The sequence below is a fragment of the Psychrobacter sp. van23A genome (genome assembly GCF_030845275.1).
Taxonomy (GTDB): domain Bacteria; phylum Pseudomonadota; class Gammaproteobacteria; order Pseudomonadales; family Moraxellaceae; genus Psychrobacter; species Psychrobacter faecalis.
The window spans coordinates 1,281,965-1,295,297 of the sequence record NZ_CP132595.1; the positions used below are offsets into that span (position 1 = coordinate 1,281,965).

At 44.3% G+C, this 13,333-nt stretch carries 11 protein-coding genes; 7 read left to right on the top strand and 4 right to left on the bottom strand.

What is annotated here, in order from left to right; all coding sequences use genetic code 11:
• Nucleotides 1-132: 132 nt before the first annotated feature.
• The 6 genes from RAH45_RS05520 (at nucleotide 133) to mmsB (ending at nucleotide 8,614) form a co-directional block, all read left to right on the top strand.
• A complete protein-coding gene (locus tag RAH45_RS05520) occupies nucleotides 133-2,229 on the top strand; it encodes a propionate--CoA ligase (protein WP_306495772.1) in 2,097 nt (698 codons plus the stop codon).
• Between the two features lie 322 nt (nucleotides 2,230-2,551).
• Entirely contained in the window at nucleotides 2,552-4,036 is a 1,485-nt protein-coding gene (locus tag RAH45_RS05525) for a CoA-acylating methylmalonate-semialdehyde dehydrogenase (protein WP_306495773.1), read from the top strand.
• Between the two features lie 194 nt (nucleotides 4,037-4,230).
• On the top strand, nucleotides 4,231-5,391 hold the full coding sequence (locus tag RAH45_RS05530; protein WP_306495774.1) for an acyl-CoA dehydrogenase family protein: 1,161 nt from the start codon (nucleotides 4,231-4,233) through the stop codon (nucleotides 5,389-5,391).
• Between the two features lie 79 nt (nucleotides 5,392-5,470).
• Nucleotides 5,471-6,253 carry an enoyl-CoA hydratase gene (locus RAH45_RS05535; RefSeq protein ID WP_289047750.1) on the top strand — a complete coding sequence of 261 codons (783 nt, stop codon included), beginning with the start codon at nucleotides 5,471-5,473 and terminating at the stop codon, nucleotides 6,251-6,253.
• 57 nt (nucleotides 6,254-6,310) lie between these two features.
• Complete coding sequence (locus tag RAH45_RS05540) at nucleotides 6,311-7,543, top strand: enoyl-CoA hydratase/isomerase family protein (protein WP_306495775.1); 1,233 nt, start codon at nucleotides 6,311-6,313, stop codon at nucleotides 7,541-7,543.
• A 201-nt stretch (nucleotides 7,544-7,744) separates the two neighbouring features.
• A complete protein-coding gene (gene mmsB, locus RAH45_RS05545; protein WP_373429186.1) occupies nucleotides 7,745-8,614 on the top strand; it encodes a 3-hydroxyisobutyrate dehydrogenase in 870 nt (289 codons plus the stop codon).
• 150 nt (nucleotides 8,615-8,764) lie between these two features.
• Here the strand turns inward: mmsB and RAH45_RS05550 are convergent, their stop codons facing one another.
• Complete coding sequence (locus RAH45_RS05550; RefSeq protein WP_068404183.1) at nucleotides 8,765-9,523, bottom strand: IclR family transcriptional regulator; 759 nt, start codon at nucleotides 9,521-9,523, stop codon at nucleotides 8,765-8,767.
• Between the two features lie 205 nt (nucleotides 9,524-9,728).
• Nucleotides 9,729-10,430, bottom strand: a complete 702-nt coding sequence (locus tag RAH45_RS05555) for an IS1 family transposase (RefSeq protein WP_306495776.1) — start codon at nucleotides 10,428-10,430, stop codon at nucleotides 9,729-9,731.
• Between the two features lie 519 nt (nucleotides 10,431-10,949).
• Here RAH45_RS05555 and RAH45_RS05560 point away from each other — a divergent pair.
• Nucleotides 10,950-11,816, top strand: coding sequence for a hypothetical protein (locus RAH45_RS05560; protein ID WP_306495777.1), 867 nt, complete (start codon nucleotides 10,950-10,952; stop codon nucleotides 11,814-11,816).
• Nucleotides 11,817-11,911: 95 nt separating this feature from the next.
• Here the strand turns inward: RAH45_RS05560 and RAH45_RS05565 are convergent, their stop codons facing one another.
• On the bottom strand, nucleotides 11,912-12,709 hold the full coding sequence (locus RAH45_RS05565) for a 4'-phosphopantetheinyl transferase family protein (RefSeq protein ID WP_306495779.1): 798 nt from the start codon (nucleotides 12,707-12,709) through the stop codon (nucleotides 11,912-11,914).
• A gap of 95 nt (nucleotides 12,710-12,804) precedes the next feature.
• Complete coding sequence (gene pal / locus RAH45_RS05570; protein WP_068404186.1) at nucleotides 12,805-13,323, bottom strand: peptidoglycan-associated lipoprotein Pal; 519 nt, start codon at nucleotides 13,321-13,323, stop codon at nucleotides 12,805-12,807.
• Between the last annotated feature and the right edge of the window lie 10 nt (nucleotides 13,324-13,333).

Here is a 13,333-nt window from a genome sequence, read left to right on the forward strand (position 1 = left end):
ATTATAAATATGATCTCTATAAAAGCGCTTTTTATAGTTTATAAAATCATCTCTTATAAAAGCACTTTTTATAGTATCGCTTGTTATAAAAAAATACAGCATTACCCATCGTTTACGCTAAGGACAGCCATTATGAACGAGCAAGCCATTCGTCGAAATTCTCAACAAACCAGCCAGCCAGCTATAAATCACAATAATAATCAAAACCTTACTCAATCCTCTAGCCAAGATTCTCCCCCATCATTTGATAGCACGCAAAGCTTTGCCGACATTTATCAATCCTCTATTGATAATCGCGAGCAGTTTTGGGCGGAGCAAGCCAAGCGGATTTATTGGCACAAAGAGCCTGAGCAAACCCTTGATGACAGCAATCTGCCATTTGCCAAATGGTTCGTCGGCGGTGAAACCAATCTTTGCTACAACTGTGTCGATCGCCATCTTGCAGAGCGCGCTGAGCAAGATGCCTTTATTTGGCTATCCTCTGAAATTAACCAAGAGTTAATCGAAACTTTTCCTGCCGTAGTTGATGCTTTTAATGATTTGGGCAATAACGTTGAGCTTTATACTGATTATACTAAGCGGCGCCTGACTTATAACGACCTTTATAAAGAAGTAAATTACTTCGCCGATGTGCTACAGCGTCATGGTATCGAGAAGGGCGATCGCGTCATCATTTATATGCCGATGATTTTAGAAGCCGCTTATGCCATACTCGCCTGTGCGCGTATCGGTGCGGTGCATTCGGTGGTGTTTGGTGGCTTTGCAGCCCATAACTTGGCCATCCGTATGGATGATGCCGAGGCAAAAATGGTCATCACTGTCGATGCAGGTCTACGCGGCGGAAAAGTTATTAATTATAAAAGCCTCGTCAATCAAGGTGTTGAGCAAGCGACAATCAAGCCCGAGCATGTACTAGTGGTCAATCGTGGTGTATTACCGTTCGAGCCAAAAGCCATCGATGTCGATTATGCAGCCCAGCGCCGTATCAGTTGTGAGGCCAACGCCATTGTTGAGCCAGTATGGTTAGAGTCAAATACGCCGTCGTATCTTCTGTATACTTCAGGCACCACTGGGACGCCAAAGGGTGTGCAGCGCGATACCGGCGGTCATGCAGTGGCGCTAACGACGTCGATAGATTATATCTACGATGGCAAAGCTGGCGAAACTTTTTGGGCGATATCAGATATCGGCTGGGCAGTTGGGCATTCTTATACCATTTATGCGCCGTTGCTGGCTGGCATGACCAGTGTCATGTATGAGGGCTTGCCGCATCGTCCAAACCCAGGTATTTGGTGGCGGATTGTCGAAGCAAATAAAGTGAATATTTTATTTACCGCACCGACGGGTGTGCGTATGCTGAAAAAACAAGATGAAACGTGGATGACCCGCTATGATGTCTCTAGCCTGAAGTCATTCTTTTTAGCAGGCGAGCCACTCGATGAATCTACGGCCAATTGGTTAACCAAGCATTTAGGGGTGCCGATTTTAGATCATTATTGGCAGACAGAGTCTGGCTGGCCAATCCTAAGTAACACGCCCAAATTTAATCATAAACCGCACAAACAAGGCTCGCCCGGTTATCCGATGTATGGCTATGATGCCCACGTCATCAATGAAGAAACCGGCGAGCTTTGTAAAGCTGGTGAAAAGGGCTTACTCGCCATTCGCGCTCCACTGCCGCCTGGTTGTCTCACGACTGTATGGCGTAATGACGAGCGCTTTATCAGCAGCTATTTTGGTCTGTTTGATGGCAAGCACTACTCTACATCAGACTATGCAGTGACCGACGACGACGGTTATTTTTATATTTTAGGACGCACCGATGATGTGATTAATGTCGCCGGTCATCGTATTGGCACGCAGGAGATTGAGGAAGCCATCAGTACCCATCCAGAGATGGCCGAATGTGCGGTCGTGGGTATCAAAGATCAATTAAAAGGCGAGTTGCCGATTGCTTTTTGTGTGCTAAAAGACCATGAGCAAGTGGTAACGACCGAAAACCGTTTCCGTATTGAGCAGCAAGTGATTGGTGCGGTAGTAAAATCCTTGGGCGGTATCGCTCGTCCAGCGGCGATTTATTTCCCGCAAGCATTACCCAAAACGCGCTCTGGCAAAATCTTACGCCGCGCTATTCGTGCTTTAGCGGAAGGTAATGAAACAGGAGATATGTCAACGCTTGACAATCCAACGGCGATTGATGCGATTAAAAAATCGATGAAAGATTATTAATCTAATAGCGTATTAATTGAAAAAATTCAGTCATCTTAATATCGGGAAAAGCTCATGTACCATCATGGGCTTTTTGGTTTTTAGACTGATAAATTTTATAGATGGCGACTATCGCAAATAAAAGTTTGATAAAGCGCTTGACCCTAAAATTGATTTATTGCTATAGTCAATAACGATACGAAATAAATCATTTTAAAAAAATATTTAAAGGGTAATAATGGACAGTTTTTATCCCTTTTAACAATATACTTGTATGAATACTTTTTTATAAATACTGGCCCACCATTAAATGGTGAGCAAACAAACAAGATAAGGATATCTTATGCATCACGTTCAGCAGCTTATCGATGGTCAATTTGTTGATTCTAATACCAGCGAATGGATTGACATCACAGATCCCGCCACCCAAGAAGTCATCGCCAAAGTTCCGCAAACGACTGACGATGAAATCAATCAAGCCGTCGCTGCCGCCCAAAAAGCGTTTCAGACATGGCGTAAAACGCCTATCACCACACGTGCGCGTATTTTTTTAAAGTATCAAGAACTGATTCGCGAGCATATGGATGAGCTGGCAGAAATCTTAACCGCAGAGCAGGGAAAAACCATTGCTGATGCGCGCGGTGATGTATTTCGTGGTTTAGAAGTGGTCGAGCATGCCGCAAGTATTGCCAATCTGCAAATCGGCGACTTCGTTGAAAACGTCGCAACAGGCGTCGACACCTATAGTATCTGGCAGCCACTTGGTGTCTGTGCTGGTATCACGCCATTTAACTTTCCCGCGATGATTCCACTATGGATGTTCCCAATGGCGATTGCGACGGGTAACACCTTTGTCCTTAAACCTTCTGAACAAGATCCGATGGTAACCATGCGTTTGGTTGAGTTGGCAGTTGAAGCTGGCGTCCCTGAAGGCGTGTTAAACGTCGTGCACGGCGGTAAAGCAACCGTTGATGCCATTTGCGATCATCCAGATATCAAAGCAGTTTCATTCGTTGGCTCAACCAACGTCGGCAAGCATGTCTATGAGCGCGCTAGTCAATCTGGCAAACGTGCCCAGTGTATGATGGGTGCCAAAAACCATGGCGTTATCCTACCTGATGCCAATAAAGAACAAACGCTCAATCAGCTAGCGGGTGCCGCCTTTGGTGCAGCCGGTCAACGTTGTATGGCGCTGTCGGTCGTGGTGCTAGTGGGTGAAGCAGGTGAATGGATTGACGATATCAAAGCCAAAGCAGAAGGCTTAGTGGTTTCAGCAGGCAAAAACGACAAGGATTTAGGTCCGCTCATTTCACCTGCCGCAAAAGCGCGTGTCGAGCATCTGATTGGTACGGGGGTAGAAGAGGGCGCCAGTCTACTTCTTGATGGTCGCGGCATCACGGTTGAAGGGTTTGAGAAGGGCAACTTTGTAGGCCCGACTATCTTTGATAACGTCACCGCGGATATGCAAATTTATCAGCAAGAAATCTTTGGCCCAGTACTGTGTATCATGCGTGCAGCTGACCTTGATGAAGCGATTGAGCTGCTTAATGCCAATCCAAATGGTAATGGTACGGCTATCTTCACTCAGTCAGGCGCTGCTGCGCATAAATTTCAACAAGATATTATGGTTGGTCAAATCGGTATTAACTTGCCGATTCCTGTGCCACTACCGATGTTCTCATTCTCAGGCTCACGTGCTAGTAAGCTTGGCGATTTGGGTCCTTATGGTAAGCAAGCGGTACAGTTCTATACCCAAACCAAAACGGTCACTGCCCGCTGGTTTGATGACGAGGCAAGCCGCAGCGTCAATACCACTATTTCAATGTAGTCGTCAATCGACTATATTTGCAGCGTCCAAGCAATATAGCGACACTCTTGCTCAGTATTTTTTAGCAAAAGCATGATTTATGATTGTCGTTATAGCGCTGCTATACTGTATAACCAGCACGGTTTAAACCACAGTAGACTGACGGCTTATAACCTTTTTTCCCATATTTGCTATACATGCACAAGGATGACTCTATGGATTTTTCATTGACCGAAGACCAAATCGCCTTTCGCCAAACTGCCAGACAGTTTGCGCAAAAAGAGCTAAAGCCCAACGCGGCTGAATGGGATCGTACTTCGCACTTTCCAGTCGATGTCATCAAAAAAACCGGCGAGCTTGGCTTTTTAGGGCTGTATACCAACCCAGAATATGACGGCTTAGGGCTACCACGCCTAGATTCTGCCATGGTGTTTGAGGAGCTGGCTTGGGGTGATACCGCCGTTGCCGCCTATATGAGTATCCATAATATGGCGGGTTGGATGATCGGGGAATATGGTAGCGACGCTTTGTGTAAAAAGTATTTGCCCCATATGGTCAGCGGTGAATGGCTTGGCAGTTACTGCTTAACAGAGCCGAATGCCGGTTCTGATGCGGCTTCATTACGTACCAAAGCCGATAAGCAAGGCGATTACTATGTGCTTAATGGCGAAAAAACTTTTATATCAGGGGCAGGTTCAACCGATGTGTTAGTAGTTATGGCACGTACAGGCGCTGCAGGGCCAAAAGGGATCTCGGCATTTGTCGTAGATGCCCATAGCGCTGGTATTGAGTATGGCAAAAACGAGCATAAAATGGGCTGGAAAGCGCAACCAACGCGAACGATTAGTTTTAAAAATGTCAAAGTACCAGCAGAAAATCTCATCGGCGAGGAAGGTCAAGGCTTTCGTATTGCGATGAAAGGCTTAGATGGCGGTCGTATTAATATCGGTATCTGTGCAGTTGGTACAGCGCAGTCAGCACTTGAGACCGCGACCAATTACGTGCAGGAGCGTAGCCAGTTTGGCAGCCCGATTGCCAGCTTACAGTCAGTACAGTTTAAACTTGCTGATATGCTCACCCAAACCATTACTGCAAGGCAAATGCTGTATTTAGCGGCTAGCAAAATCGATAATAATGACGCGCAAGCCTCTACCTACTGTGCCATGGCAAAGCGTCTGTCTACTGATCTTTGTTTTGATGTTGCCAATGAAGCTTTACAGCTGCATGGTGGTTATGGCTATCTCAATGAATATCCGCTTGAGCGCCATGTACGAGACTTGCGCGTGCATCAGATTTTAGAAGGCACCAATGAGATTATGCGGGTGATTGTCTCGCGCCAGCTTATGCAAGATGATGCGTTGAGTCAGTTACGCTAGCCCAACAATATTATAAAACTGCTTTATTAAGCGTTTTGAATAAAGTCATTTTATAGAAAGATAATAACAAGGAAGTTCCATGACCGATTATACCAATTTAAAGCTCTCAATTGACGGCCATATTGCTACCGTCACACTGAATAACCCACCAGCCCATACCTGGACGATGGACAGTCTGCCAGCGCTCAAGCAACTGGTCACTGACCTCAATGCCAATGATGATGTTTATGCCTTAATTATCCATGGCGATGGGGAAAAGTTCTTTTCAGCAGGTGCAGATTTAAATAATTTTTCAGACGGTGATAAAGGACGTGCGATAAGTATGGCTATCGCGTTTGGTGAGGCATTCGAAGCCTTATCAGCCTATCGCGGCGTCAGTATCGCGGTTATCAATGGCTATGCGATGGGCGGTGGACTTGAGTGCGCGCTGGCTTGCGATATTCGTATCGCAGAAGCGCATGCACAGATGGCGTTACCAGAGACGGGCGTGGGCTTATTGCCCTGTGCAGGCGGTACGCAGAACCTACCTTTACTGGTTGGTGAAGGCTGGGCAAAACGGATGATATTGTGCGGTGAGCGCGTCGATGCCGAGACAGCATTGCGCATTGGCTTAGTCGAAGAAGTCACGGCAAAGGGTGGCGGCTTATTAGCGGCCCAAGCCTTAGCGCAAAAAGTCGCTAGACAATCTCCTGTTGCCGTCAGTTATTCGAAACAGCTTATCCAAGCGGCAAGAAATACCCCGCCTGCCCAAAACCTTATCCATGAACGTGAAGCTTTTGTTAAGTTATTCGACACCAACGATCAGCGCGAAGGCGTACAAGCATTCTTAGAGAAGCGCACACCCAATTGGCAAAATAAATAGCCTGTAGGGATGTCTTAATATTTACTTTACTCATTTTAATTTTGGTAGGTCTCTTTTATGACAGCAGTAACAGAAAACATAGAACAAGAAGCGCCGGTCCTATTCAATACTGAGCCGACAGAGTGCGGTCACCTGATTGGCATAATGATGTTAAATACGCCAAAGTCTCTGAATGCGCTCAGCGTTGAGATGTGTCAATTATTAGCCAAGCAGCTAGAGCAGTGGCAAAACGACGATCAGGTAGTGGCATTGGTGTTAAAAGGGGCAGGTGACAAGGCGTTTTGTGCTGGCGGTGATATCCGTAAGCTGTATGACAGCATGTCCAGCAGTGTGCCGCTACCGAATCCTTATGCGACAGAGTTTTTTGGTCATGAATACCGTTTGTATCGGCAGATGCATTTTTATCCAAAGCCATTAATCCTCTGGGGTGACGGCATTATCATGGGTGGCGGCATGGGTCTGATGGCAGGTTGTAGTCATCGTTTAGTCACCGAGCGCACGCGCTTTGCCATGCCAGAAGTGACCATTGGACTGTTCCCTGACGCCTCTGGTAGTTGGTTCTTGCAGCGCATGCCTGCTAAAACAGGTTTGTTCTTAGGGCTAACAGGTGCGATGTGTAATGGCAGTGACGCTTTATTAGCCAATCTTGCAGAGTATGCTGTTGCCAGTAGTGATTACGATGCTGTCATACAACGTTTAAAACAGAGTAATTGGCAAGGAGCAGCTGACAACAATGATAAACATCATAATAATAGCGCTCATAGTATCGTTAGTCGTGCGCTTACCGCACAGCCTGTTGCTGAGTTGCCTGCAAGTAAGCTTGCGATATATTGGAAACCTATCCAGCAATTAATGAACAGCGGCGGCTTAGGAGATATTGATACACTTCTACAAAGTGACGAAGCGCTTGAAAAATTAGATACAGACTTTGCAGCAGATAGCTGGACGCAGCGCGCAGTAGCTACTTATCGTCACGGCTGCCCTGTAACTGCCGCTTTGACCTATGCGCTTTACCACAAAGTCACCGACTTATCGCTTGAGCAAGTCCTGTATTTAGAGACCAACGTAGCTGTGCATTGTGCCGCCAATCCTGATTTTAAAGAAGGCGTACGTGCGCTACTGATTGACAAAGACCGCAATCCGCAGTGGTCACGTTCACTGGCAGACTGTCTCAGTAGCGAAGGGCAGGCGTATATACATCAGCACTTTGTGAATCCTTATGCTAAAGGTGAGCATCCGTTAGGCGATTGGTTGGGTGAAGACGCTTTAGGCAGCCAGCTTGTACGCTAAGAGCTTATCGGCTCATTATAAGAATCAGGTATAAATTAAAAAACGTAAAACTATGTGTAGCACTGTCTGCATAAGCAATCATCAAGGAGCGATGAGATGGGTACAAAGGATTTGAATTTAAGTAATAAAGACACAAATAATACCGCTGCGAGCGATAATCATACTACTAAGCCAAATATAGCCTTTATTGGGCTTGGCAATATGGGCGCACCGATGGCAGAGAACTTGTTAAAGGCAGGTTATACGCTATCGGTTTATGATTTATCTGAAGAGGCAACCGCGCGCTTGCAGCAAACAGGTGCCAGTGTGGCTGATAGTCCTAAAGATGCGGCGAGCAATGCACAAGTTATCATTAGCATGTTGCCTGCGGGCAAGCACGTCCATTCTGTTTATCTAGGAAATAATGGCGCTGATGGTTTACTAGCAGAATTACCTAAGGGTACGTTGGTCATCGATAGCAGTACCATCGCAGCAGCTGATGCAAGATTGGTGGCAGAAGCAGCAAGTAAGGTTGGTATCGACTTCTTAGATGCGCCAGTCTCCGGTGGTACAGGAGGCGCCATTGCTGGCACTTTAACCTTTATTGTCGGTGGTAGTGACGATGCATTCGCTAAAGCCGAACCAATACTCGCCGTTATGGGCAAAAACATCTTTCATGCAGGCGAGCATGGTGCCGGACAAGTGGCGAAAATCTGCAATAATATGCTGTTAGGTATTCTCATGGCAGGGACGGCAGAGGCGATTAATTTAGGCGTAAAAAACGGTCTCGACCCTAAAGTGCTATCAGATATTATGCTACAAAGCTCGGGCCGTAACTGGACGCTAGAGGTTTATAACCCTTATCCGCAGGTGATGGAAAATGTGCCCTCTAGCAACGGTTATAAAGGCGGCTTTATGAGTAAACTCATGCAAAAGGACCTTAATCTTGCGATGCAAACGGCTAGGGATACCGATGTTGAAACGCCGATGGGAGCCAAAGCTACTGAGCTTTATGAATCTCACATAGTAGAAAATGGCGATAAAGATTTTTCTAGCATCATGGCGCGTCATGACAGTTCGGTCTTGTCTTAAAGCACGAAACGCTTCAAATCCTTAATCAATTTTGCATAGAGTGTTTTTCTAATTGCCATCATGTTATTAACAAAGCATAAAAAAGGTCTGCGCTAGTTTTATGACGCAGACCTTGTTATTCAGTCATATTTTTTCTTAATGTCACACACCCTAGTTTTGTAGCTCATACACCAATGCTTGAATATCATGCGCTGCCTTTTGCAAGCGCGGCACATGCTCCATTAGCTCATCTAATGACACGCGAATGGTTGGTGCGTGGATATATAGCGACGCCAGATAGCGAGATTTTTTGTCTAGCACAGGCACTGACACCCCTACCATCTCTGAGATAAATTCCTCATTATCGATACCAATGCCTGTCTCTGCGATACGATCAAGCTCGGCATTTAATGTATCAATATCAGTAATCGTATTTTTGGTAAATTTATCTAACGGTAGGCCTTGTAGTATTTTAGCGCGGCTGGTCGCAGACAACTGGCTTAAATATAACTTACCCGTAGCCGTACACCACATCGGTGATTTCGCGCCGACAGGCAGATATATTTGCAAAGGCAGCGAGGTGTTAGCGCGATTGGTATACATCATGTCCATCTGGTAAGGAATGGCGATACCGCAAGTCTCCTTAATCTCATCAACCAATTTTTGTAAAATAATTTGCCGCTCATTAAAAAATTGACGCTGCTGCCAAAGCTCAACGCTCAAATTACGCACCCGCTTGCCAGGAATAATACCGCCGCCAATATCGACGGTCACAAACCCTTCATCGACTAAGTTTTGAATCAAGCGATGGATAGTAGGTTTTGGGATATCAAGCTCTTGCGACAGTTCAAGTGGTGAGAGGGGTTTTGACGCATAAGACACCGCTTCGATAATCTCTAAAACACGGGTAATCGACGAAACTTTTGGCATAAAAATGGCTCAATAAGAATAATAAAGGTAAAGCGAAAAGTAGAAAAAAATCATTAATACGCTAATGAAAAGTCCAAAAATGCAAATACTAAAAAGACATCTATTAATAGCTCTAATTTAGCATAATAACGCACTCAAACAAGCTATCTTATTAGATATAAACGATATATTTACGTTTGGTGGTGTTCTAAAAAGTATGCCGGCATCAGACGTAACCATAATTGATGTAAAAGAACACCATATCAAACACTTTGAAGTGATTATCGAGCTTCTTAGAGAAACAACAGGTCTTTCGAACGGCTCGTCGCAATCGGTGTCTAAGGCGACAGTTATTACCTTCAATGCCTACCGTATGCTGTTTGCCAACTCGTTTGTTATCTGGTTTAAAGGCGGTTATAAAACTGTCCCAGTTATCCATGCTAATAGAACCATAGCGGACTTTCAGCTGCTTGAGACGTGCTCTTAACTTCTTAGCCGTTTTTAGGTCACGTTTGCCCCAGACATAAGCGACAATCTCATTAGTAGCACGGTCATAAGCATAAATAAGCCAAACTTTACGCTTCTTGCGATATACGTAAGTCCAGAACTCATCAACCTCTAAGCGTTCATAGTAGCGCTTCTTAGGTACAATCTTGTAAATGGATGAGCCTATGGTGCTAAGGACTTTACCAATACTAATAGAGGCTATAACGGCTATGTCTCTAACACCACAACCTCGGACAGTCATCAGTCGTATGAGATCTTCTATTCTAGAGTGACAGCCGTTATAGGTTACCGCATGATCGCCAATAAACTGGCGTTTGCAGTCCTTGCACTGGTAGTTCTGCTTGCCATAGCTTTTTTTGCCATTTTTCTTTAAACTGGGACTGTGACAGTCGGGGCAATTGATCTGTATTTGTGTCTTCATAACCTCAAATATATCATCTTGCTTCGGCTGTCACCCTTCCTTTATTACCCCAGCATACTTTTTGATACACCATCTTACGTTTTTATAGTTCAGACTAGTTTCCCACACTTCTGTTCTAGGTCTTATTTTGGGTAGCATTGGATACGTTAGCTCACAAACCACAACAAACTGTAGTAATAAACTCTATAACTGTAATTGAGTTAAAAGGGGAGGTAGGTCATTATACTGACATGTTTTGTAATACCTTTACATGAGCGTTAAGCGATTCAATATTCATGTTCTGACTATTCAGTTGCTTTGAGAGTATTGTGTAACAGGAAACCGAAGTTTTGCAGGTTGGTGTAGTAAATATTACAATATCTATGCAATCTTTACATAACGGCAAATAAAAAGCGCATTCATGGGGGTGACTTTTTAAGCCAAAATTGTTTTAATCTGCTCAACAAAATGGTTGTTTATAAAAAAGTTAAATTATCATTTTTTTACGGGCGAGTTATTTCACACTTTAGGAGAGTATTTATGAAACTTATTAAATTAACAGCAATTTCTGCTGCTGTATTAGCATCTACTGCTGCACTAGCAGCTGAACCAGTTATCGTTGTTGATAACAACGATGCAGTTGTATACGAAGCAGAGCCAGTCGCAGTAGCTTATGAAGCAGAGCCAGTCGCAGTAGCTTATCAAGCAGAGCCAGTTGCTGTCGTACAACCAGCAAACTCATATAGCGACAGAACTTTTTTCCAAACTGTGACTCATCCAGCGGCTATCAGTGCTGAAGTAGGTACACTAGGTTATGGTGCTAATATCGGTTGGGCACTTAACGACAAAACTGAATTACAAGCTGGTTGGGCAGGTGGCGATGTTGCTGACCTATTCGGCGGTGACTTTGATGCAAACGACGTAAACTATGACGTTGATTCTGATTTTAGCAACCCGTACTTAGGCGTACAATTACGTCCTACAGGCAACTGGTTCACAATGGGCGCTGGTATCATCGTTCCTGATAACGATATCGAAGTGACTTCTAATCCTAATGGTGGCGTTTACAAGGTTGATGGTAAACAGTACAACGCAAATGACGTAGGTACTTTAAAAGGTACTCTTGATCATCGTAACAAGTTAGCTCCTTATGCTACTATCGGTTTCCGTCCTAACATCACTAACAACTTTGGTTTGTTTGGTGAAATTGGTGCCGCTTATATGGGCAAAACTAGCGCTGAAGTAAATTCAGTAGGTGGTATTAGCGGACCTATCAGAGATGAAAACGGTGTGGTAACAGGTGAAACTTCAGCTAGCGTTGCTCAAAAAGCAGAGAAAGAGCTAGAAGATAAAGATTGGTTAGAGTGGATGCCAATTGTTAAAGTTGGTGCAACTTACCGCTTCTAAGCTAATTACAGTTTAACGACTGTTATTAGAAGATAAGTAGCAATAAAAAACGATCCTTTTTAGGATCGTTTTTTTTCGTCTAAATTAAAGTAGCATCAATAAACAATTACGATTTGCTGAAAGTATAGAAGAGCGATACGGTAATTGCTTCTATTGTCGTTAATGGCCAGTAAGGGTGATTTGCTTGTAGCATCTTTTATTAAATCAGCAATGAGGTGGGAGTAGTCCTTTCCTAATCCTTGTGCCAACTTATACTGAAAAACCTTAATAAAACTTTCTTTTATTTGCCATAGTAGTTTGGCGATTATGTCTCTTTGCATAGGTGGTAAGGTCTGCAAGATATCCATCTCATTGGCATGGAAAAAGCGCTGCGCAACCTGCCATTTAACGGGATTTATTTCTATATCAATACCTATAGGACGATGAGCACTTATAACAACCGCGACTTTATTATCCAAATGTTCAAATGTTTTTTTGTTTTTATGCTGATTAGAAATAATTTTGTTATGGGTGCCAGTATGACTAAAGCAGACGTAGTATTGACTATTGGCAAGTCGATATGGAAAACTTGCATCATCCAAGGTATCAATCATCTCTAGCTTATTAAGTAGTGATTGTAATAATAATCGTACGCCAGTGCGCTGCTGTTGGCGCTGACGATGAGCTATCTCGCGTGTGGATAGAGACACGGTAGGAATGCGATATTGCCATTGCATGTGGCGCAATACTTCCACGCTCGTACTTAAAAATAGATTGGGATTAAATAACAGCGGTAAATCGCTGAGTAAATCAGAATAATTTAAAAAAGAAGGCGTGATAATCTGAGCTGACGCATACCAGGTGGTAGCGTCAAGTTGCTGGTAGTGAATATCACGTAATTTTAAAGATGACATAATTTATCTGTAGAATGTGAATAGAATAAGAAAAGCCCAACAATAGATTGCTGGGCTTCTTTAAATTATGGCTGATTAACTCTTATTAAATACTATTAGTAAGACAACTCAGCACGGCGGTTTTGGGCATAAGCATCTTCTGTTGTACCGGCAACCGCAGGGCGCTCTTCACCATAGCTGATGATACGGACGTTGTTTACAGCAACGCCTTGAGCGGCAAGATAATTACGTGCCGCTTGGGCACGGCGCTCGCCTAGTGCCATGTTGTACTCGCGGCTACCACGCTCATCGGTATGACCTGCAATAACGACACCAGCGTTTGGATTTGAGCTTAGGAGGCTAGCATGTTGGTTTAATACACTGGCAGCTTCTGAGGTGATTTCACTGCTATCGAAAGCAAAGTAAACCACGGCTTGTAGATTTTCTGCACCAGTGATAACGGCATTTGAATTATCAACGATAACCGCACCGTTATAACCAACTTGACCACCTGGGATACCTAGTGGGGCAACGACCACTTCTGATGTCGCACGTTTGTTAGCACAACCTGACGCAAATACGACAGCGCTTGATAATACTGCGAGGGCAGCAACTTTTGCAATACTGGTAGACATATAAGCTCCT